This is a genomic window from Microcoleus sp. FACHB-831, assembly GCF_014695585.1.
Lineage (GTDB): Bacteria > Cyanobacteriota > Cyanobacteriia > Cyanobacteriales > FACHB-T130 > FACHB-831.
Genome location: NZ_JACJON010000077.1, coordinates 14892 through 38722, shown reverse-complemented (window position 1 = coordinate 38722; position 23831 = coordinate 14892). Strand labels below are relative to the sequence as shown.

General features: G+C 43.7%; 17 protein-coding genes and 1 pseudogene. 5 read left to right on the top strand and 13 right to left on the bottom strand.

Translation table 11 applies throughout. The features are described 5' to 3' along the window. Positions 1-2: 2 nt before the first annotated feature. From H6F77_RS24730 to H6F77_RS24695, 7 genes are all read right to left on the bottom strand, one after another. Positions 3-1577 carry a glycosyltransferase family 39 protein gene (locus H6F77_RS24730; protein ID WP_190491581.1) on the bottom strand — a complete coding sequence of 525 codons (1575 nt, stop codon included), beginning with the start codon at positions 1575-1577 and terminating at the stop codon, positions 3-5. Positions 1578-1889: 312 nt separating this feature from the next. Continuing rightward, a complete protein-coding gene (locus H6F77_RS24725) occupies positions 1890-3722 on the bottom strand; it encodes a glycosyltransferase family 39 protein (protein ID WP_190491580.1) in 1833 nt (610 codons plus the stop codon). 388 nt (positions 3723-4110) lie between these two features. Continuing rightward, positions 4111-5823 carry a glycosyltransferase family 39 protein gene (locus tag H6F77_RS24715; RefSeq protein WP_190491578.1) on the bottom strand — a complete coding sequence of 571 codons (1713 nt, stop codon included), beginning with the start codon at positions 5821-5823 and terminating at the stop codon, positions 4111-4113. A gap of 543 nt (positions 5824-6366) precedes the next feature. Then, positions 6367-7779: a glycosyltransferase family 87 protein gene (locus tag H6F77_RS24710; RefSeq protein ID WP_190491577.1), complete on the bottom strand. Its 1413-nt coding sequence runs from the start codon at positions 7777-7779 to the stop codon at positions 6367-6369. 664 nt (positions 7780-8443) lie between these two features. Beyond that, positions 8444-11425, bottom strand: coding sequence for an L-glutamate gamma-semialdehyde dehydrogenase (gene pruA / locus H6F77_RS24705; protein WP_190491576.1), 2982 nt, complete (start codon positions 11423-11425; stop codon positions 8444-8446). Positions 11426-11603: 178 nt separating this feature from the next. Beyond that, positions 11604-12428, bottom strand: a complete 825-nt coding sequence (locus tag H6F77_RS24700) for a hypothetical protein (RefSeq protein WP_190491575.1) — start codon at positions 12426-12428, stop codon at positions 11604-11606. A 153-nt stretch (positions 12429-12581) separates the two neighbouring features. Next, the gene (locus H6F77_RS24695) at positions 12582-13247 is read right to left on the bottom strand and encodes a hypothetical protein (protein WP_242022591.1); all 666 of its coding nucleotides are present in this window, start codon (positions 13245-13247) and stop codon (positions 12582-12584) included. Between the two features lie 561 nt (positions 13248-13808). Between H6F77_RS24695 and H6F77_RS24690 the strand changes: the two genes are divergently transcribed. Then, positions 13809-13970, top strand: a complete 162-nt coding sequence (locus H6F77_RS24690) for a hypothetical protein (RefSeq protein WP_206753494.1) — start codon at positions 13809-13811, stop codon at positions 13968-13970. A gap of 2 nt (positions 13971-13972) precedes the next feature. Next, on the top strand, positions 13973-14872 hold the full coding sequence (locus H6F77_RS24685) for an alpha/beta fold hydrolase (RefSeq protein WP_190491573.1): 900 nt from the start codon (positions 13973-13975) through the stop codon (positions 14870-14872). Between the two features lie 121 nt (positions 14873-14993). Here H6F77_RS24685 and H6F77_RS24680 read toward each other — a convergent pair whose 3' ends face one another. Then, complete coding sequence (locus H6F77_RS24680) at positions 14994-15524, bottom strand: DUF4330 domain-containing protein (protein WP_190491572.1); 531 nt, start codon at positions 15522-15524, stop codon at positions 14994-14996. Positions 15525-16039: 515 nt separating this feature from the next. Between H6F77_RS24680 and H6F77_RS24675 the strand changes: the two genes are divergently transcribed. Next, on the top strand, positions 16040-16894 hold the full coding sequence (locus H6F77_RS24675) for a M48 family metallopeptidase (protein WP_190491670.1): 855 nt from the start codon (positions 16040-16042) through the stop codon (positions 16892-16894). On the opposite strand, the gene H6F77_RS24670 is transcribed toward H6F77_RS24675, so the two are convergent. Then, positions 16883-17632: a metallophosphoesterase family protein gene (locus H6F77_RS24670; RefSeq protein WP_190491571.1), complete on the bottom strand. Its 750-nt coding sequence runs from the start codon at positions 17630-17632 to the stop codon at positions 16883-16885. The genes H6F77_RS24675 and H6F77_RS24670 overlap by 12 nt on opposite strands. A 24-nt stretch (positions 17633-17656) precedes the next feature. Further along, the gene (locus tag H6F77_RS24665) at positions 17657-17794 is read right to left on the bottom strand and encodes a hypothetical protein (RefSeq protein WP_190491570.1); all 138 of its coding nucleotides are present in this window, start codon (positions 17792-17794) and stop codon (positions 17657-17659) included. 175 nt (positions 17795-17969) lie between these two features. On the opposite strand from H6F77_RS24665, the gene H6F77_RS24660 reads away from it, so the two are divergent. Beyond that, complete coding sequence (locus H6F77_RS24660) at positions 17970-18575, top strand: MiaE family protein (protein WP_375335972.1); 606 nt, start codon at positions 17970-17972, stop codon at positions 18573-18575. Between the two features lie 126 nt (positions 18576-18701). Continuing rightward, positions 18702-18875 carry a type 2 periplasmic-binding domain-containing protein gene (locus H6F77_RS24655; RefSeq protein WP_206753493.1) on the top strand — a complete coding sequence of 58 codons (174 nt, stop codon included), beginning with the start codon at positions 18702-18704 and terminating at the stop codon, positions 18873-18875. A 102-nt stretch (positions 18876-18977) separates the two neighbouring features. On the opposite strand, the gene H6F77_RS24650 is transcribed toward H6F77_RS24655, so the two are convergent. The 3 genes and pseudogenes from H6F77_RS24650 to H6F77_RS24640 form a co-directional block, all read right to left on the bottom strand. Continuing rightward, positions 18978-19355: a response regulator transcription factor gene (locus tag H6F77_RS24650; RefSeq protein ID WP_190491567.1), complete on the bottom strand. Its 378-nt coding sequence runs from the start codon at positions 19353-19355 to the stop codon at positions 18978-18980. Between the two features lie 123 nt (positions 19356-19478). Beyond that, positions 19479-22211, bottom strand: coding sequence for a response regulator (locus tag H6F77_RS24645; RefSeq protein WP_190491566.1), 2733 nt, complete (start codon positions 22209-22211; stop codon positions 19479-19481). A gap of 44 nt (positions 22212-22255) precedes the next feature. Then, positions 22256-23812, bottom strand: a pseudogene (locus tag H6F77_RS24640) (GAF domain-containing sensor histidine kinase); the annotation flags it as partial. Positions 23813-23831: the final 19 nt, after the last annotated feature.

The window sequence follows — 23831 nt, the reverse complement described above, 5'->3', positions numbered from 1 at the left end:
GTTTATATTTTAATTCTCCACAGCCGAGCTTGGGCGGGATAAACTTGCTCTAATTTTTGTTTTTTATCTCCAACAAGGGTATAACGCAGCTTTTTGGAAGGATTAAAAACAAACACGTCGCTAAACCCATCGGGGAGCTTGGGGATATTTGGGTCAAGCACCAATAATAGCCTCACTTTGGGATCTAGCAAATAGCTGAGAGACAGCAACTCACCGGGGTTAAGGTTATAATTGCTGCTGACTAAAAGCGGACGAGTCGCGGCGTTAATAATGCGGGCTGTTTGGGGATTGTTATGGCTATTTTTCTTATTCCACCAAGTCTCTGCTTGAGAACTTACCGCACACGATATAAAGCCACTGGAGATTATTACTAATACTATTATTTGCCACATCCTCCGGGAGAAACTTAATACGCTAGTCTTGGCGTTTATAAGATAAGCAACTGCTAGCTGAATGCCTAAGTAACTAGGGAGCATATAGCGGCTGACGCTGGAACGCCGTCCTCCCAAAATTAAATCTGGCAGTATTAGAGATAAAGCATTAAATACAATTAAGGTTAAAACAAATAGCCAAATGTTTTTGCTGGTTGTACGGCATAAAAAATAAAGGGAATAGCCTATTAAGATTAATACCAGTAAAGTAGGAGCTACGGTGTATATTAATTGAGATTTTGAATCTAAATTTAAATCGAAAAATATCCTACTTAAATTACCAATCCATATTTGAATTAAAGAAATAATAGCCATTTTTTGAGATGTCCAGGATGAGGCGGGAAGCGAACCTGGGTTGGTAAGAATAACTATTATCCAAGGTGCAAAAACAAGAAATCCAGCAATAGCGGCGATCGCGAAGGCAATTAATGTTTTAGTAATGCGGAAACTTTCACTTATTAATACATAGATGCCATGTCCAATTACAACTAAAGCAGAGAAGGGATAAGTATAGAGTCCAAGCGTTACAGTTGCCGCATAAATTACCCAACTGCTTTTAGTTTTTACTCGGAGCGATCGCAGTAAGGCGGCGCTCATTAGCAAGATAGTAACTGTCCACAAGCTATATTCCCGCGCTTCTTGGGCGTATAGCATATGAAATGGCGAGACGGCTAAGATTGCAATGGCTATCCACCCTACAAGTGAGGATTCAAATAATTCTAAACAAAGCCAATAGATGGAGGGGAAAGCAAATAAACTAAAGAAGGCGGATAGACTTCTAGTTACGGCGGGGGAATTACCAAAAAAAGAATTCCATAAGTGAGCGATCGCATAATATAGCGGCGGATGTTCCGGAAAGTCTACTGCTAAAGAACTAACTGTATCGATTAACCCTTTCTCTGGATTTGTGCGCTGAAACTTCTGCAAATCTTCAATGCCAATTTCGCTACCATCAAAAACTTGCTCGATCATTTCTGTCCATCTATAGCCAGAAATCGTCAATGAGGTAAGAGTCTCATCGTGCCAGTAAACTTTGTCGCCAAGGTTGACGAAGCGAAAAAACACTCCAGCTACCAACAAGATAACAATTAAAAATCGCCACCAACTTGGTGGTAGCGTCCACCTAGAAGTCAATTCGCTTTTCATTTCCTCGTCTGCTGTCTACCAGGAAAGCCCGTATTCGACATAATAACAGCACAATGGCACTGGTGATGCCTGGTTGATTTACAGGTCGCCGCCTGGAAAGCAGGACATAAATTAAGCAGTAATCGTTAAGCAGATAGCGAATTAGTTGGTATTGCGCCGTATCTCCGTCTAGCCTTACCAGCCATAAAAAACCATACGCAGCTATGGAAAAACCCGTTTTCTTTGAGAAAACGGGTTTTAATGAGGGGGATGTTGGGGGTTATCCCCCGAAAAAACTAAGATGATGTGAGATTTTTACGCGGCTCTACTTCCTCACTGTTTTTCTAATTTCCAGAGCCAAGCATTCATTTTGTCGCTGTAAATAAGCTTTGCCTGAGCATTGTATTGTTTCTCAACTTCAGAGCGCCACTCCTTAGTAGGCAGGAGTAAAAACACATCGCTGAAACCATCAGGAATCTTAGGTATATTTGGTTCAACTACCACCTGAAGCTGCACTTTGGGGTCGAGCAGATAGCTAAGGGAAATTAAATTACCTACAATCGTAAAATTGGAGTAATTTGGCTTGGTAGCGCTGATTAAAAGTGGGCGAGGAGACTCATTAATTGTCTTAGCTAATTGGAAATTTTGTGGGCTGGTGTACTTAGTCCACCAAACATCTGCCTGAGAACTCACGCTACAGGAGAGAACTCCCACAGAGAAGATGGCGATCGCTGCAACCTGCCACATCTTCTGACGCACAACTTTAACAGATGTAGAAGCAAGTTGAGCAGCAATTAGATATGCAACAGCTATCTGAACACCTAAATAAGATGCTGTCATATACCGACCGAAAATCGACCGCCTCCCACCCTTAATCACATCTGGCAGGATGAGAGCTAGAGCTGTCACCCCTATCAATATCACAACAAACAACCAAACTTTTTTTGGGGCGTGACGACAGAGAAAGTAAATTGAATACCCTACCAAAACTAAGCTGAGTAAAATCAAGGGCACAAGCGCTATTAGCTGGATTTTTGGCGCTTCTTCAGTCATGCCAAAATCAACAAAAACACGGCTCAGATTGACAACCCACTTTCTAACCAAAAGCATCAACGGCTCTCGCGAGCGTGTTTGCCAGCCGATTGACGTATCAAGTTGAGCCAAGTTACTAAGAGTAACAATAATCCAAGGCGAAAAAGCAACAATCGCTGCAATAGAAGCAAGCAAATAATTCTTCACCGCCTTACTCCAGCGGAAGCGTTCGCTTGCTACTACATATATGCCATGACCAATAGCAACAAATCCTACATAAGGATAGGAATATAGTCCCAGCGCTATGGTTGCTGCATAAATACTCCAACTAATTAGCGTGCTTTTCCTCATGGCTCGTAGCAAGCACGCGCTTGATAACAACGTCATCAAAGCTAACGTACTATACTCTCGAAATTCCTGCGCGTAGAGTAAGTGAAAGGGTGAGACAGCCATTAATGCTACGGCTAGCCATCCCACTAAAGAACCGGGAACCCTGGAAGTTTTTACCCCACCGTCAGAAAAAGATTCGGGAATGCGGGAAGTTTTTACCCCACCACCAGAAAAAGATTCGGGAATGCTCCGACTTCCTCTGCCACCAACAGAAGCAGCGACGGGAACGCGAGCAGTTGATATCTCGGCAACAGAAAAAGACAATTCAAATAATTCCATGCATAACCAGTACATACAAGGCAATGCCAAGAAGCTGATTATTGCAGCTGAACTTCTGGCTGCTGCTATTGAATTGCCAAACAACTGCATCCAAAATCTCGCAAACACGTAATAGAGTGGTGGATGCTCTGGAGTTTCTACAGCTAAAGTTCTAACTGTATCCGCTAAGCCTTTTTCAGGAACAATACCCTGATATTTTTGTAAATTTTTGATACCAAGGGGTGAATTAGAAGAAACTTCGTGTACCAATTCTGACTCTAGGTAGCCTGCGATCCGTAAGGAGCTATAAGTCTCATCTACCCAGTAAATCTTTCGGTCAAGATTCACAAACCTAAAAAATACTCCTAGTACCAAGAGGGCAACTATTAGAAACCGCAACCACGTCGGTGGTAGCTGCCAAATAGAAGCCAGTTTCCGGCTTGTGGTAGAGGTTGTCGGAACCTGCTTAATGTTTAGTCTAGTCATAGCCCCCTGTACCTAAAAATCAGTAATTATGCTGACTTTGGGAAAATACGTTTTTTCTATTATGCGTAATACCTCTATAGATAGACGAAATTTTTACAGAACCTTTAATAAAGATAGTAGATATATGGAAATGTATAGATTTTTAGTAAAGGAATACTTAAGTACGTCAGTATATTCACGCGGTTTAGACGACAAAACTCTTGATTTAATTGGGAAAAGCTTTTATGTACAAATATATGCTGTTACAATATATACCTGTTTTTGCGGTAATATTGCTTATACCACGCTTGCCGCTTTAAGCGGCAAGCGTGGTATAAGCATCTGAATTGACTATCTAAACCCTTGATATCCGCCCTATTTCCACGTAGCTTCAACCCAAGGGGATTTTTTACTGAGTTTTGACTAATTTCCAGAGCCAGGTTAGCGCTTTTTCTTGGTAAACAGGCTCTAAATGAAAATTCTGCTCTTTTTCGAGTCCGCGCCGCAACTCCTGAGAAGGTAGCAATAGGAATACATCACGAGTACTATCAGTAATTTTAGGGATACTTGGTTTAACTACTAGCTGAAGCTGTACTTTTGAATCTAGCAAATAGCTAAGAGACAGTAGATTACCTATCGTCATATAATTTACCGTCTCGCTGTTGGTATCGCTGAGCAAAATAGGATGAGGAGCTTGGTTAATGATGCGAGCTAGCTGTAGATTTTGACTGCTGCTATACTTGTTCCACCAACTATCAGCTTGAGAGCTGATAGCGCAGGACAAAATCCCTAGTGAAAACAAAGCAATCATCGCAATTCTCCACGCTTTTTGTTGCTTTATTTTAAGAGAAATGCAATTAATTTGAGCAGCAATTAGGTAAGCAACAGCTAGATGGATACCTAAATAAAGCGCGATCATATAACGACTCTGGGTTGACCGAACCCACCCAAAGATTAAATCTGGGATAATCAGCAATAGCGCTGTAGGAGCTATTAAGGCAAAAATAAATTTCCAAGCTTTTTGGGGTTTTTGAGTATACAAAAAATAAAAGGAATATCCAACTAAAGCTAATATAGTTGCGCTAATTAAAATTAGCGGAACTAAATGTGATAAGTAGCGATCGCCGTCTAAATTAAAATCTATAAAAACCCGATTGAGATTAATAACTAAGTTTTTAAGTAAAAGCAAACGGGGTATAGTTGATTGTATTTCCCAGCCTACTGACTTACGAATTTGGGTCAAATTCGCTATCAAAATGATAATCCAAGGCGAAAAAGCTACAATCCCTGCAACAGAGGCAAGCAAATAAGTTTTAAATGTCTTAGTTCCTCGTAAGCCTTCAGTGGCTAATACATAAATCCCATGACCAAGAGCAACGAATGCAAAATATAAGTGGGAATAGAGTCCGAACGCTACCGTTACTGCATAAACGACCCAACTTATGGAGGTGCTTTTCCTAATCGCTCTTAGTAGGCAGGCGCTTGATAACAAGATAGTTACAGCCCACAAACTATATTCCCGCGCTTCCTGGGCGTATAGTACGTGAAAGGGTGAGATAGCTATTAGAGCGATCGCACTGCATCCAACTAAAGAACCGGGAACGACGCCATTTGCTTGCCTTGCAGCAAAAGATAATGGCGAGCTAAATAATTCCATGCATAGCCAATATATACAAGGAAATGCTAACAAGCTAATTACGGCTGCCGAACTTCTAGTCACCGCTATTGAATTGCCAAATAGCTGCACCCAAAATCTTGCTAAAGCGTAATACAGTGGTGGATGTTCTGGGTGTTCTATGGCTATAGAACTTACTGTATCAATCAATCCTTTTTCAGAATTAATCCCCTGATAATTTTGTAGATCTTTAATGCCAATAATTTGGCGCTCAGAGACTTGCTGTATCAATTCTGACTCTAGATAGCCAGCAATGCGTAAGGAAGTATAACTCTCATCCACCCAATATACTTTTTTATCAAGATTGGCAAAGCGAAAAAATATGCCCAGTGCTAACACGACAATAATTAAAACCCGCAACCAAGTTGGAGGTAGCTGCCAAATAGAAGTTAATCTACTGCGTTTGGGAGAAATTGGTGCAACCTGTTTAAGATTTGATTCAGCCATAGCTTCAACACCCTAACAAATAGTAGTTAGTCTGGATTTTTTAAATTGATTTTTTATATTATGCGTAATACCACTCTAGACAGAAAGAACTTTTACTGAATCTTTAATAACTTGGGTATATGCACCAACTTTATAAAATTTAAGTGAAGGAATACTTAGTTAAACCGTATATTTACCTTTGTTTTATAACTAGAACATTAAGGCGATTGCCTATAGCTTATTTATATAAATATGTAAAGTGACGGTAAATACATTAGGACTATATGCAGATACCAGCAATTTTTCGCGCAGCTTGAAACCCTATCAGCTAGGCTATAGCATTGCTATATGGCGCTAACAAATCGAATAAATCTCGGGTGCTTTAGCATGGTAGCCAGGTTAGCCTGTACCAAAGCCTATGACCGATTAAAATATGAATTTTGCAACTTCTATACAAATTAACCAAAAGCAATAGAAAAAGGGCTGAGATATTTAAAGTCGTCACAACTCATAGCAAACCCTCACGCGCAGCAGCAGATAATCAGATACTGGCTTCTTATGTAATTAAAGGTTAGCCATTTTATTTTGAACAGGAATTAAACTATTTCTATCTATTTTTCTACTATTTAAAATATATAAAGCTCCTAATACCATCAAGCTTCCAGCAAAGAGGTAAGATTGGAAAATATTCAATAATGGTATATGCGCGATCGCCTTATTTATAGAAAAATTATTACTACAGAGTATGTAACTAAGACATAAGTAAGGAATTGTCATTTTTCCAAAAATTTGTTTTTTTAATAAATAAGGAACTAAAAATGCATATATTGGCAAAAGAATACCATAGTGATGTTCCCACGCAACTGGAGAAGCCATAGTAGATGTAATGCCAATTATACAAAAATCGATTGTACTTTCTTTTTGGGTGGTTTTCCTCGGCAAAAATATAGCCACCCCAATTAATACAGCCGAACTAATTACTGTGCCGAGATAAACTAACAAATTAAATGGAGGAAAATACCCATCTTCAAACTGTAAGTTATTTCCATTGAATAACAATCTATGCAGCAATCCATTGACTGATTGATTAGAATAATAAGCTTCGCCATGCTGAGATATCAACTTCAGAACCTTTATATACTCTATATGATTTTCAATACCAAATAGAAAAATAGAAATTAGTAAACCTGTTAAAGCAATAAATACAAATGAGCGTACAAAACTCCATTGTTTCCGCACAATTCCCCACAATAGAATAATTGCGTACTGTGGTTTAATCAGACACATAATTCCTGTTAAAATACCGGAAATTTGTTTTTTATCTTGCATCCACAAGAAAATAACTATAGCGAACATACAGTTTAGCCATGTTTGTATCTGGCCCAAAGTGTAAGCTTTTATTACAGGATAAAATGTTAAAGTTAAACATACTAAAAGAATATTTCTAGTGAGTATATCAACCTTCGATGATGAGTCGAGGCTAGGCTCAGAATTTCTTTCTAAACTTAACTTAAATATTTTAATTGCCATAAATACTGTAATCAATACAAATATCCATGACAATGCTTGAAAGAAATCCGTCCAAGATATGCCATTTGGTTGGAAATATTTTACAATTTCGCTAAAAAATTGTTTTACTTCTTGTAAACCGGAATAAACTAATAAAGAACTAGGGGGATACTGAAATTTTACCCTTTGTGTAAAAAATATTTCCTGATACAGCGTGTTCTGAGGAACAGATTGAAGATAATCAAATGCCTTGCTCATTGGCATCCATGAATCTGAGCCTTTTTTGAAAAATAATTGAGCTGTAAAAGATTGCGCCGTATGAAATAGTATTGAGCCTTTAAATTCTTTGGTTAATAAACCTACTATTAATGTCATTGGCAAATTAATTATTAAATTTATAAATAAAATAATATAAAGCTGTTGTGTAATAGCAGTTAACTGATGCCAATAGTTAATTAATTTTCTCATTTCTCTCACCTCGTTTAGTTAAGGCAAATTTAGATAAGCTACTGCAAAAAATTAGCAGATAACATTTGTTGGGAAATCTGCTTGCTGAATATAGGGCTTGAGCCTTTTTAAGCTTCTGCTTATTGATAGGGTTGCCTCTAGCGCATATTTCTCCGCCTTAAAGCTGTTGTATCTAAGCGAGTATTATAGTACGTCTTTAGCAAAAATATTTCTTTAGTTCGTTGCTGGCTGACTTGAATGAAGCAAAATGGTTGAAAGTCAGTACTGGCATGGTTTCGGATGTTTTATTTCGCCGGAATTGTCTATAGGTAGAGAGTATGTTTTCACTAAATGCCTTTATAAAACTGTGTATTTGGCGACTAAAATTATAAAAACTTTGGATTGTAGCCTTTATATTTAGCTTGGAGTTTTTTACTTAACTTGGATTCAGGTAAGCAGATGGACGTTAAACACAAGCTAGTTTTAACCCGGTAAAGTCCACCGTTGCGTAGTAGTCTAGGTAACAGAAACTTTGGTCGGCAATGCGGGATTACGTTTAATTGAGCTTACCTACTTATTGCTAATTAACTAAAAGCAATAGAAAAAGGGCTGAGATTTAAAATCATCTCAGCCCTTTCAACGCTGCTATATCAGCATTAAAAATTCAGATCGAGTATAAATTGCCTTAATCTACGCCTTCAATTGGCGCGAAACCTTGGCGTTGAATATTCTCCGTAATTACACGAGGTTCGAGGAATTGCAGCAAGTAATCTGGCCCTCCTGCCTTGGAACCAACCCCAGAAAGTTTGAAGCCACCGAAGGGTTGTCGCGATACGATCGCGCCCGTAATCCCCCGATTAATATAAAGGTTGCCCACTTCAAACTCAGCTTGTGCCTTGTCGATGTGCGAAGGAGTGCGGGAGTACAACCCACCCGTAAGCGCGAAATTTGTACCGTTAGCGATCGCTATTGCTTCTGAAAAATCTTTTGCCCGAATTACAGACAACACGGGGCCAAAAATTTCCTCTTGGGCTATTGTCGCCTCTGGCGCAACTTCGCTAAATATAACTGGGCCGATAAAATAGCCGCCTTCGGGGGCTGGCATTTCTAAGGCCACTGTTGCTTCGGCGCGACCTTTTTCGATATATTCGCGGATGCGGCTGTGAGCATTGGCATCAATCACTGGGCCAACCCCGGTGCTGGGAAGTTCAGCGACGCCGATGTTGAGCGATCGCGTCGCTTCTACTAACCTCGCTACAAAAGCATCGTAAACGGGTTCCAACACAATCGCCCGCGAACAAGCAGAACACTTCTGACCGCTATAGCCAAACGCCGACTGCACCACACCCGCCACAGCTTGGTCGAGGTCTGCACTCTCATCCACAATAATCGCGTTTTTGCCTCCCATCTCAGCAATCACGCGCTTCAGGTGCTTCTGACCGGGTTGTAAAATCGCGGCATCGGCGTAGATGCGACAACCAACTTCCATCGATCCCGTGAAGGTAATCATGTGGACATCGGGATGCTTCACCATATAAGCACCAACCGTCGAACCCTTACCAGGAACGAATTGAAACACCCCTTTGGGAATGCCTGCTTCTACCAAAATTTCCGCTAATTTCGCGGCGATCGCTGATGAAACTTCTGCTGGCTTCAGTAGCGTGCAATTCCCCGCCACTAAGGAAGCAACTGTCATCCCCGTAGGAATAGCTAGGGGGAAATTCCAAGGAGAAATTATCAGCGAAACTCCCCGCGCTTGGTAGTTATAGCGGTTATTCTCACCTGCAATGTCATAATTGTGACCCCCGTCCAGCCTTTCCATCTCGTCGGCGTAGTAGCGACAGAAGTCTATCGCCTCTGAGACTTCTCCATCTGCTTCCCGTACTGGTTTGCCTACTTCCAACGACATCAAAGCAGATAATTCATCGCGGCGCTGTTCCATCAACTCGGCTGCTTTCCGCAAGACGCCAGCGCGTTCCCGTACTGGTGTCCGCCGCCAACTGGGGAAGGCTGCTTTTGCTGCCTTAATTGCTTGTTCTGCTTGTTCTATAGAAATGAGTCCAACCGTTCCCACTACTTCAGTTGGGTTAGAGGGATTGAGGGAATCAAAGGACTGCGATGTATTTTGATATTCGCCGTCGATTAGGGGTAAATAGGTTTTCCCTAGTTGTGCGCGTACTGTTTGGAAAGCCTTGCGCGATCGCTCCCTTGCTTCTACCTCCGCATAGTCGGTATCGGCTACATTGGGGAATACCCTTTTAACCTCATGGGTTGACGCCTCGTTTCCATTGGCAACTGGCGGCGCTAACAATTCTTCGACGGGACGATCTTCCATGTTTTGCCGCAGGAAAGAACTATTAGCAGTATTTTCCAGCAAGCGACGAATCAGATAAGCCATCCCTGGTAGCAAATCGCCGTAAGGACAGTAAACCCGCACGCGATAGCCTTTATCGACTAATGCTTTTGCCAGTTTATCGCCCATACCGTACAAGACTTGCATCTCAAAGCGACGGCGGGGAATATTTAGGGTTTGGGCGATCGCAATGGCGCGTGCTTGCGATCGCACGTTATGGCTGCCAATAGCCGAGTAAATATACTCGTGATTTTCCAGCATCAACTGGGTTAATTTCTCAAAATTGGCATCTGTTGCCGCTTTGTCGTTATAAACTGGCTGATGCCAATCTTTCTGGGCAGCTTTGATCGTTTCCTGATCCCAATAAGCACCCTTAACCAAGCGTACCGTCAGGGGATTTCCGCGCTGTTTTGCCCATTCGATCAAATCTCGCAAATCTTGTTCGCTGTCGCGCAGATAAGCTTGAATTGTCATCCCCACATCGGTGCGGTTGCGGAACTCTTCTTCCATCAACAACTGCTTGAGGATGCTTAAGGTAATGTCTTTATAGGAGTACTGTTCCATATCGAAGTGAACGGCAGCACCTAATTCCTTAGCGCGACGCAAGAGGAGGCGGATGCGATCGCTTACTCGTTCCTGACTCCCCATCGCATCTAAGGGGTCAAACTGCGAATAAAATGCCGTTAACTTGACCGATACCTGAACTCGCGGTATATCTTCCCCATCTGCCTTATCGATCGCCTCGACTTTAGGCCAAGACTTCGCCGCATCACTCAATTGGGTCATCAATTCTAGGTAACGATCCAAATAAGACTGCGCTTCGGCTTCCGTAATCACCGCCTCACCCAAGAGGTCGATGGTGAAGGTCATCTTATCTTTCCGCAACCGTTCAACCGTCTTGATGACTTGTTTAATGTTTTCCCCAGCAATATACTTATGCGCTAAAGTTTCTACTGCTGTGGATACAGTCGTCGCAGCAACACTTCCCGGCATCGAGTCTGGGTTAGCAAAGTTCAGCATACCTTTGAGAGCCGCTGGCAGTTCAACCGACTCATCCCCCAGATATTCCTGCAAGTGACGAGCAATTTCCTGTTTGCTACGCAGGGAAGGCAGACAGTCAATGAAGCGAAACAGCTGTACGCGCAAACCAGGATTAGCCATTGCCCAAGCGAGCAATTTATCATCCCACCGCATTTGATCCTGTATTTGAGCAAAAAAGGAGCGTTTTTCCTTAGTTGCTGCCAGAAGTGTTTTGGCGATTTCCAGGGTTTTCGTTTCGTAAGCGGTATTAGTATTAGATATTTGTAAGACCACAGCTAGCAGACTCCTATATTCAGTGCTATTGGCTCAAAACCCTCTGTTTACCATTGTCACGTTTGGCAGCTACATTGCCACTCATGAGAGAATAGCCTGATTTTAACTATATGCCTTGAAACCCGTTAACTTCACAGAAAACGGGTTTCAAATGTTGTGAATTCTTGATTTTTAGTTTTTAATTCTTAATTTTTGTGGGGACAGATTGTTTGTGAGGAATAGTTACATTTACTGGCGGTCGATCCAGTTCTTTTGTCAAAGAAATATCCGCTCGCGGCACACCCACCTCTTTACGCAACAGTCCTGCATCCTCTAACACTTGCAGACCGCCGAACACCGCATCCCTAACAACGGGTTCTTGCTCCTGACTCAGCATCAGGCGAAAGCACTCAGTAACTGTACGTCGCTGTGATGGTTCCAACCTCTGTTTTTCCATCAAGCGCGTCAACTGCCGCACTGCAATTAGACGCTTCAGGGGGTCAGCGTGGGTGAGTTCCGTTACTATTCGGTTCAGGTTAGCTTCATCCCGATTAGCTGCACGGTTTATTATTTGCCATACCAGAAGGATGAGCGTTGCCAGAGTGCCGAAGCCTTGAAGAATGGCACCCGCGGCAATCCAGGGACTATTTGAGTCAGCCCAAATAGAAATTGCTAGGTAAGTGCTAAAGGCTGCTATGCCACCGCTGCCAATGGCTAGGCTTAATTCTAATTCTCGGTTGGAGCCACTAAAGAACTGCCGCAGAGAAGACAAATGCACTTGCCAATCCCAATCGTGCATCAGGTAGACGAGCAACATCACCAATACACCAGTGCCAGTCGCCAGCAGTAGCTGCCAATTCCACAAAAGCATTGCTACCACGACGGTTAGAGCCAGCATCCATCCTCCTGGCTCTCTGAAACGGTTGCCCCCAAACCACTGAAAAGTTTTACTTTTGTAGTCTAAAGGCGCAGAGCTTTGAACAAGCTTAACGAGTTGCTGCCACCAAACCGACGGCTGTGCCACTTTCTTTTCCTTATTGACTGCACTGCCTATGTTAATAGAATAGCGGCTTTGTGTTTACCTAATAAACCGACAAAAATCCACTTTTTTTGAGAATTGGGGTTTTAGGGAGAAGGAAATTACAAATTACAAATTACAGATTAGCGATTATTAATTTTAGAACCCAAAGCTCAGGTCATCAATGGTGAGATGACCGTCAAAGGAGTATAAGCTAATCCGATAGATGTCCGGGGCGCTCAAACTCAATTTAAGGTTGGGAGGAATTTCGGAGCCAGAACCCGCTAGATTGGCTATAGGCATTTCATCACGGACGAGGAGCTTCTCTTCGCTGTCGTAGGCAGAGAGAATAGTGCGTTGGGAACTGGTGAGATAACAGCTAAAAAAGCGAGCGGGATGGAGGAAGGTGATTTCCAGCAAGCCATTTTTGGGAGCTGCCATTAAAACGGTGTTTCCGCTTCGGGGAGGAAAAGCTGGGTTTGTGGGGTGAAGGGCGATCGCATTCCTAAATATAATTCCCCAGTGTTCAAACTGACGCTCGACCACTTCAAAGCACTTCAAATCTTCCACATTGAGAAAAACGCAGGTTGGCATAGTTCCTAATGGCAAGCCGGATTCCTGGCCGGATGTACTCCTGCGAGGAGAAGCTACAACCGTTTGCGGCTCGATGAAATCCATTACAGGCTCACATGGTTCAAATTCTTTTACAGGGCTGTGAATACCAAGCAGCCGTTCCTCTTTTTCTGGGTTCGGGGTAATAATACCTACCATCTTCCCCTCTTTTTCTGCGATGACCTTTGATAAAAGACTATAGTGATTTGCCATAGAACGCACTTTAAAACACTTTTATAAGAACCGGATTGTCAATAGTTACGATTCTTTGGGTGGCTCCATTCGCCCGCATCTGAGCTTTTTATCTTGTAATGGGATAGAAGGACCCAATTTCTCGCCTTAGATTGTCTGAGCAGGAAATAAGCGCTAATGTTCCAGGTCATTTGTATAAATGGACTTGGGTTAAGCCGTTCTAACTTCTTGAGCCGCTCTCAGTAGGGTGGGCGCAGGCGATCGCGGTTCTTCAAACGTGCAGTTTTGCGTTTACTTGGCGGACATTATCTACTCAAGGCCTAGCCTAACAACCGGGTGGAGGGTTTAACCCCTCAGTTTGGATTATCTCCGATATTTTGCGATATGTCACAAATTTAAGTAATTCATCAAACAGAACCGCTACAGGCTAGAAACAAGCAAGCACTGGTGTTTACAATCAACTCCTGCCGACCTAATTTCGGAAAAAAAAGCACAAAAATTGTAACTAAATGTCGTATTGTTTTAAATTTGCTTCTTATTGCTAAAAAGTTCAACAAATTGTGTCGCGTGCAGGCGGTTGTGGTGGCGTCAATATCTCAAGGCGCGATCGCCCGCTTCAGTCCCTTTACCTGGGAAGAATTAACCAGCAATGACGCATTAACTTACGGCATATCAGCGCTCGTGGCTAAAGTGGGGAGGATGCTAAGATTTCCTCTGGGCAAAAGACGTAGTTATGAGGTTTAGCCATGATTGAGCCACTCGGCTTTGAACAGCAATCAATCGTCACCTCGCTGGGAAGAATGGTGTATTACACCAACACTGGGGAAATTTGGCAGCCATTAGACGCAGCCACTGCCAACGATCAGCCCAAGTTAGTGTTTTTGCACGGCTTTGGCGGGGGGTCATCTGCCTACGAGTGGTCGAAGGTCTACCCAGCTTTTGCCAGCGAGTATCGAGTTTTAGCGCCAGACTTAATTGGCTGGGGAAGATCTGAGCATCCGGCGCGGAATTACAAGATTGATGACTATATCACCACCATCATCGAGTTTATCGAGCAGACCTGCGAGCAGCCTATTACAGCGATCGCGTCTTCTCTGACAGCAGCTTTCACAATTCGAGCAGCGATCGCGCGTCCCGATTTATTCAAATCGTTGATTTTAACCACACCCGCAGGTTTATCTGACTTTGGGGAAAACTATTCCCAAAGCTTCTTTGCCCAACTCGTCAGCACGCCCTTCCTCGACCGATTTATCTACAGCACTGGCGTTGCTACCGAAGGCGGCATCCGCAGCTTCCTAGAACAACGTCAATTTGCCCAAAGCAGCCGCGTTTACCAAGAAATAGTGGACGCCTATCTACAGTCTGCCGAGCAACCGAATGCAGAATATGCGGCGCTTTCATTTGTGCGGGGAGATTTGTGCTTCGATCTATCCCTGCACGTTACCCAGCTTACCGTTCCCACAGCGATTATCTGGGGGGAAAAGTCGCAGTTTACTGGCCCAGAGATCGGCCAGCGTTTGGCCGCACTTAATCCGCAAGCAATTAGAGCCTTTCAACACCTTGATGATGTTGGGCTGACACCGCAACTGGAAGTGCCTGCGGTGACAATCGGCTTAATCCGACGATTTTTGGCTTTGTTGGAATAGTTTTATCTAGCGCGATCGCCCTCTTTCCTCCTGGCAAACAAAAATTTATCCCGTTGCGGGGGGATGAGGGGGTGTCTTTTGTCTGCCCCTGCTGCGGGGAAGCGATCGCGCTTTGATTAAGTTAGCCTTTTACACGCACATCAATGACGGTGGCATTAAAGTTGTAATTAAAACCTTCAAGCTCAATCGGCACGCCAATTTTTACTTTACTGTTACCCAGAACCGGGCCATCTTTAGTGATATTCGCGTCACCGCCCAGAGTTAAAATCATGTCAGTGCTGAATTGCTCAGTCCTGGGATCGGGCAATGCTTTGACCGTTCCATCCGGTTGGGGAATGAGTACTGTTCTGGGGAGTTGTTTGACAGCTTTAATACCAATCTCTCCGTAAGGTTGATTGCGGATAATAACCTTGGTTTTTCCGCCTTCCTTAAGACCTTGCTGGAATAATTCTTGGGGATCGCGCACGTTCAGACCCCTAACAACCAAATCTACTTCTACAGGTTTTGTGGTAACGCCAACTTGGGCGACGGAGCCGGAGGTACTGGGGAAGAAGAAGATACCTACGACAACTAGCAAAATCACTAAGGCAGCACCCACATCTAAGATGCTCACCTTGCCAAATAAGCGACCTTTGGAATCCAAAATCTTCATGCAGAATTTTCCTGGCTCTAAATAGTTGTTAATTGTTAGATGCTGGTTCTAGCTGTCCTGTGTTAAATTACCACGACCAAGAGTAGAAATCGGCATGAATTGACGCAGGGGAGTCAGTTATTTTTCAAGGGCTGTGGTAGCAAGACAGTAATTATTTCCATCCCTGATAGGGATTAATACAGAGCGGGTGGGCGAACAAGTAACACGCAGCCGGGAATTAAGTAAGTTATATCACGTTCGATTCGGGGTTTTATATAAATCCTACGCGAAAACAACTTAAAGGAAAATAATGGGGTGTAAGCATTGGCGATCGCAACTTAAAGCCGTCAGATAGCGTCTAAATATCAAGGCTGTTTTAGGTTCCGGCTAGGGAATCGCCCTCCGCAGCGTAGATTTCGTGGTGTTTTCTGCCCATATAGCTAGTGTCTGGAAATCAGACTTTGGCATATCTGCGGACGAGTGAAATTACTTTTTTGGTTCTGCTGTCGAATGACTGTTTCTCACACCTAGATGCTATGTTGAATTTTTTGTCATTTTTTTACCGTCAATCGCGTCGTCGTTTTTTGTATCCGTTGGTGTCTGCGCTCGTAGCTGTGGGTATGGTGGTAGCGGCGCCCCTGCCTAGTAAAGCGATTTCCTGGATTGACTTGCTGATTCAGGGGGCGCAGATCGTTCAATTGTCAAATATATCGGATAAGCAGGAATACCAGATCGGTAGAGATATTAATCAGCAGTTGGTTAGTAGCGAGATTCGGATCTTGCGGAATCCGGGACTTAGCCGTTACGTCGATCAAATTGGACAGCGGTTAGCCCAAGAGAGCGATCGCCCCGATATCCCCTATACCTTTCAGGTGGTTGCCGATAAGGGCGTAAATGCCTTTGCCACAATGGGGGGTTTTGTCTACGTCAATGCTGGTTTACTGACAGGGGCAGATAATGAAGCTGAATTGGCAAGTGTCATAAGTCACGAGATCGGGCACATTACTGGTCGTCATGCCATCAAGCAAATGCGACAGATGGCGCTAGCTAGGGGTGTGGCGCAAGCTGCTGGTTTGGATCGCAGTATGGCTGTGCAAATTGGTGTTGACCTGGCTTTGCGCCGTCCGAAAAGTCGGCAGGATGAATTGGATGCCGACAGACGAGGACTGGCAACTTTAGAACGTGCAGGCTATGCTCCTTCCGCAATGGTGGGTTTCATGGAAAAGTTGCTGTCTGCACCCTCGGTTCCCACTGTTTTGAGTACGCATCCTGCTACTAAAGACAGAATTGTTGCCCTAGAGCGTGCCATCGAACCAAACCGTGCCAATGTTGGCGATGGGTTGAATAATGTTGCCTACAAAGCTAAATTACGCTCTTACTTAGGGTCTTAGCAAACTTCGACGCCTTAGCACCTGGTTAGGCTCGACTCGCGTTACAGCTTCCTCAAGTGGCATTTTGCGAACCCGACGGCGTTGAACATTGGCTTGATAAACCTGGTTATTGGTGATGTCCAATCCGGTTAACCAGCCGCTCTTGGGGTGATAAGCTCCGGTATCGATGTCGAGCCAACCATTGCCCAAAGCCAGTTTTCCAGGGGCGACCCCAGGCAGGGTAAATGTAATGGTGTGACCCGTGACGATCAGTTTATCGGGAAAGTATGGCTGGGTTATACTGTGAAATTCTTCGCGAATCCAACAAAATTGATCGGCGGTTTGCTTATCTAGGGGCATTTGCGGATTTACCCCGGCGTGTACTAACCAGATATCCCCTAAATCTAGGTAAGTAGGGAGGGTATGCATCCAGTCGATATGGTCTTGGGGAATGCCAGCGTCGCCGTAACTGTTTACGGTTGCGTGTCCGCCACTGTAGAGCCATGCTTGCAATGCTGGGCCGTAGAGTTGTCCGTCGCCCATGACATCCAGTAACATTTGCTCGTGGTTGCCCAGCAAACACGGGTATGAATTGTCCTTGACAAACTTAACTACTCGATTGCTGTGAGGCCCCCGATCGATTAAATCCCCTAGAAAATATACTCGATCGCTAGAGTTGGGAGCGATCGCTTCCAACAGGGTCATAAGGCCGTCGTAGTGGCCATGCACATCACCAATCACAATGCGACGGGGGGTCATTTCGATCATCCTAAATCCGATTGCTCACAAAACTGGATAGCGGTCAGCCGTGAGGGTATGCACAGCCTGGGTAGCACCGAACACCTGAAGACAAAGCGCGATCGTCTGTTGCCAACTTGGGCGAACATTCAAACTACGCAGGCTTAACGAAGCAGATACCAAGTATGCTACACTACAGCTTCGATCATATCTCGCTAGCCAGAGATAACGCCTGCTGGGGTAGTGCAAATACATCCCTTTTGCTAAAAAACTCAGGGTTAATGACTCCACAAAATTTAGACTAAACTACTCTGGCTCTGAGTAATTTTTCAAATTTTATGTAAGTAGTGATTTGAGCGTGAGTGTGACTTCTGCAACCCAGCCGCTGATAAACACCCTGAAGCAGCCGAGTAGCGAGGCTTGGGTAAAACAAGCGATCGCTAACCTTAACATAATTCTACTCGACCACTCCCATTGCGAACGCAAAGCAGCAGGAGTGGCTTTAAACTTAATGTTTCGCTACCCGTCCAATACCAAGCTGGTGCGGATGCTAACAGCGATCGCTAGGGAAGAACTAGAGCATTTTGAGTTAGTCAATCAATGGCTGGAACGGCGCGGTATTCCTCTGGGGCCTCTCGCCGCACCCCCATATGGTGCTGGGATGAATGCCCAAATTCGCCGCAACGAACCAGAACGGTTGTTAGATTCTTTACTTGTTTCTGGTTTAATTGAGGCTCGCAGTCACGAACGACTGGGGTTGTTAGCGGCTGGCTGCCCCGATCCAGAGCTGGCCCAATTTTATCGCGGCTTGATGGCATCAGAGGCGCGTCACTTTGGCGTTTATTGGCTTTTGGCTGATACTTACTTTGAGCGATCGCTTGTAACCAACCGACTGGAAGAATTAGCTATTGTGGAAAGTGAATTGCTAGCAACCCTTCACCCAGAGCCGAGAATACATAGTTAGTAAAGCTAACTATTGCGTTTCTTCCTATGAAGAATAGCCAAGAGATGCTGTATAAATATTTTTTTGGTGTATTTGACTGCTTGTGCCACGCCGTCAAAACATTTAAATTTAACCTTTACCGACGCGATGCAATCAAACGGTATAAAACTTGCCGCGATCGCGCCTTCAAATACTCATACTCCATTTATTTATACCGCCACCCTACTTAAAAATAGTACGCATATAGTTAATTTTATGCTTGGCGATCGCGCTATTTCCCTGTTTGCTAAATATGGATTTACCCCCCTTACCAGAAAATAACATCGCTCAATTTTTTTAGGAGCTGGCGTTGCTTGTTATTAAATGATGAATAATCAACTAGCAATTTATAAATAAATTGCGATCGCAAAATTATTTAAAAGTTTATAATCCCAAAACTTCGATAGATTTTCCTAACACTTCGTCCGGATCGAAAGGCTTGGTCATATACAGATCTGCACCAACATCCCTACCTTTCTTTTTATCAAATTCTTGACCTTTTGCAGTCAACATAATAATATAAACATTCTGCATAGACAGCTCGTTTTTCACAGCGCTACAGACTTCAAACCCGTTCATTTTAGGCATCATTACATCCAAAAACACCAGTTCTGGTTTTTCTGCCCGTATCGTCGCTAGAGCCTCCTCGCCATTAACTGCCATCAGCAATTCAACTCCCTCTTCTTCCAGCTCTTCAAGAGTTTGTTCCATAAGAATTCTGATGTGAGGTTCATCATCGACAATTAATATTTTTTTAGCCATAAAAACTCCACGTTATAAATTATGAATTATATTGTGACTTATAATTATATATACTGCATTGTAATAATTCGTTGAAAATAGGGTTTAGTTAAACCATCACTAACCTCCACTAATCTTTTAAACTCATAATTTGCCCTTGAGTTCAGAATTATCAGAACTATCAACTTGCTTATCTGCTAGTAATAGAAAAAGGACATTTTCCAACCCCTTTTCAAAACGTAATATTTTAACAAGATTGTGTTGCTGTGAAAACCCAGAATCTACAATAATCATATCTGGTTTTATTGATAATGCCTTCTCGATGCACTCAGGGCCATTAGATGCCTCAACAACACTATATCCTTTTGCCTGTAGCACAGAACCCAGTATTTTTACAGTTGATATATCTTCATCCACTACAAGAACTTTCTTTTTTGATGTGCCCTGAGATATGAGTAAACCAATCTCCCTCAGCAGAGATTCGGTGTTAAGTGGTTTAGTAAAGTATCGGTCAATGCCAAGGCGATAACCCCTTTCTTTATCCTCTATTATTGATAGGATGATAATCGGGATGCCCATTGTAGCAGGGTTATTTTTCAGGACTGCTGCCACATCAAAACCGCTAATTTGTGGCATCATCACATCTAAGATAATCAGGTCGGGAATCCTAGTTTTAATCTGACTAAGGGCATCCATGCCATCAGTAGCTTCCCTAACTTCATACCCTTCTGTTTCAAGTTCTTGTCTGAGCAATTGGCGGATATTGGCATCATCATCGACTACCAGAATATTTTTATGGTGTTCGGTTAGAGATGGTGCTGCTTGTACGATGCTTTCTTTCAAATGTCTAAATAGGGTATCAATATTAATTTTTTCTATTCCAATACCCGTGAAAACGCGATTCATTATGTCTCTAGAAAGAGGTAGGGTAAAGGAGAAAGTACTCCCAATTCCTAGCTGACTTTCCACCGACATTCTGCCGCCATGATGTTCTACAATCTGTTTGCAAATTGGCAATCCTAGACCAGTGCCTTTGGGTTTGTCTGTCAAGGTGTCGCCGACTTGCTTAAATTTTTCAAATACTTTTTCTAGGTCAGATGGCGCGATACCGATGCCAGTATCAATAACACTGACGATCATCTCGTTACCCTGGCGTCTTGCTCTCAAAGTACAAGAGCCTTTTTCGGTAAATTTTACAGCATTAGAAATCAGATTAATTAAGACTTGAATTAAGCGATCGCGATCGCCAATCGCATCGGGGAGACCAGGTTCGACATCTTCGGTTAGAATTAGCCCGTTTTGCTCAAATAAAGCTGATGTGGCAGCGATCGCTCGTTCAATAATCTCTGACACAGCTATAGGCTGCATCTGCCACTCCACCTTACCAGCTTCCATTTTGGCGATGTCCAAAACATCGTTTATTAAAGATGTCAGTCGTTCGCCTTCAGAGATAATGATGTTAATATTTTCTCCCACTTGCCTGACAGTTTTTTGAGTTTTACGATCCTCAACCTGTAGCAAAGGGAAAATTCCATCCTCCAGCTTCTTCTTAATAATCTTGGCAAATCCCAATACCGAAGTTAGCGGTGTCCTAAGTTCGTGGGAAACAGTGGAGATAAAATCCGTCTTCATGCGGTCAATTTCTTTTTCGGCGGTGATATCGCGAATTAAAATCACCGAGCCGATACACTCATCGACATCTTGACTCGATGAATTTTTAAAGATAGCTGTTGCCAATGCTCCACCAACCCGACCAGATGCTAGTAAAATCTCTGCCGTAAAGACTTCTTTAGGGTGTTTCCGAGTTTGTTGTACAAGTTCTGTCACCTCATTGCTAGACAACTCATCGGCATCTTTACCCGTGAGATCCATTTCTCCCTTGCCAAACATAGCTAACAGAGCTGGATTAAACCTATCGATCTTGCCAGATGTATTTGTTACCAGCAGACCATCTGCTAAGTTATCGATGATGGCACTTAGATGAGCCAGCGTCTCCTGGCCTTGGCGCATTGAAATGGCAAGACTGGTACTGTAGTCTTCTAATTGGCGACCCCGCGCCTCCAACCCTTGCAACAAGCTGCTGATTTGCTCGGCCATTGTATTGAGCGTAGAGGATAGCATTCCTACCTCGTCGGTAGTTGCCACTGTTGAACGCACTGTAAAGTTGCCACTGCCCATAATCTTGGCAGCCTGGGTTACTTGGGTGAGGCTGCGGGAGATGCGGGAGACGATGAGAAAAGAGATGGCGATCGCTAACATACTTAAAAGCACAGTCACTAATAATAAGGACTGACTTTTGCCAGCATTATCTGCTATTTCTTTGTCCACCGAGTTTGCCATAGTATCTAGCTGGTTCGCTAAGAAACCCGCTAGGTTGTTAATGGCTTGAAGATGTTGATTTTCTGTGGCTGCGTCAGCGACCAGATAATCTTGCAACTGCTCGCGGTAAAGCCGCCATGTAGCTTCGACTTTTTCGAGCTGAACCAGAACTGTTGGATCGTTAATGGGACGGAGACCGAATTTTGCGGAACCCCCCCGCAATCCCATGAGAAATTCTTCAAATTGCGCTATTTCTGCCTCGATTTCACGAGTCACGGAAACCCGATTGCGAGAGTTAACCTGGTCTTGGCGGATATTAGCCAGATAAGCCAGCTTAAAAGTTGTGCCGCGCTGCGAACTTACTTTGGTACTCAATGGATTATTAAAGACCAACTGAGTTAGCGCCAGCCACCCGACTCCCACCGCCATAAAGTTGATGCCTACCAGTCCAGTAAACAGAAAGCTCAATCTGTGGCGAATACTCAGATGGAAACCGCGCTGACTGGGAGCCTGCGTGCTGATGGAACCTACTTTACTTTTGTCTGAACTAGAGGTCATCCGATGGAACTTGCCTCAATGATTATTTGGATAATGCCACGCTCTTAACTAACTAGCATGAGGGCTGATACTGATTTAAGGGGTATCTCAATGCAGAATTCTGTCCCCTCACCAAGCTGGGATAAACATTTGAGAACCCCGTTATGTTTCTCTGTGACGATATGGTGCGAAATTGACAGCCCTAGCCCCGTGCCTTTGCCTACTGGTTTTGTCGTAAAGAACGGATCGAATAGCTTTGTTCTAACTTGCTCGGCGATTCCAGGGCCGTTGTCTCGAAAACGAATTAAAACAGAGTTAGTGTCAGAAGAAATTGAGGTGCTAATGGTGATAACACCGGGTTCTTTTTGCTCCTCTAATGCATCGATAGCATTACTGACAATGTTCATAAATACCTGATTTAGTTGCCCGGAGAAACACTCCACCTTGGGCAGGTCGCCATAGTCTTTGATTATTTTAATACCCGCGCACGGGCGTCCCCCTCGCGAACCATTTGGTTTTAAGCGATTGTGTAATATCAGCAGGGTGCTATCGATACCTTCGTGAATGTCCACTGGCTTCATCTCGGCTTGTTCTAGGCGGGAAAAGTTTCGCAAGCTAAGGACAATCTGGCTGATGCGATCGACACCTATTTGCATTGAAGAGAGGAGTTTGGGAAGGTCTTGGGCGAGAAAATCTAGTTCTATATCTTCGACAAAGTTTTGAATTTCTGGTGCGGGTTCGGCATAATGCTGTTGGTAGAGCTGCACGAGTTCGATTAAGTCTTGGGTGTATTTATTTGCGTAGTCGAGATTACCGCCGATGAAGTTGACGGGATTGTTGATTTCGTGGGCAACACCAGCAACTAGCTGACCCAAGCTGGACATTTTTTCGCTCTGAATTAGCTGGGATTGAGTTTGTTGTAATTCTTGCAAAGCTTGCTGTAACTGTTGGGCACGCGCTTGGGCGGTAGCAGCAGAAAGACAAGTTTGTTTGTAGAGTTCGGCTTGATCGAGGGCGATCGCTAGTTGATTGGCTACCATTTGCAATAGTTCTACTTCCGCATCGCTCCAAGGTCGGGGTTCTTGATGTTGAGAGCAGCTAAGGACTCCAATTAAACCAGAGCGAGTTTGAATGGGAAGGGCTAATACAGAGGTACAACTCTGGGCGAGAAATAACTGCTGCATATCTTGCGCGATCGCTGTTTCAACCTCATCAAGTCGAACTATTTCCATGTTCAGCAGCTTATGACTAAAAGAACCGAAATCATCCGGCGAGTAGTACCCAATTGCGCTCAATAAATCAAAGTTCCTAGCTTCATTCACAACTTCCCAAACTGGCCGATCCTCGTTCCAAGAGGCTTTGCTTGAACAGCAACAGGCTTTATCGACTTTTTCCGTAAATGAATGTTGTATTAGATCTATACTCGCCCGGTCGGGCTTTATTAATCCCTGCTCAGGTCTAGAAATACCAACGATTTGCGCTCGATACCAACTGAATGCACAGCGATCTATATGTAGCAGGCTGCGGATCTCGCTCACCGCAGTTTCCAATATCGTATTGAGGTCGAGAGATTGACGGATCTGGCTAGCTAAACGGAAAAGCAAAGCTTCACGACGGCTTTCCTTTAGTTTGTTTTCGTGG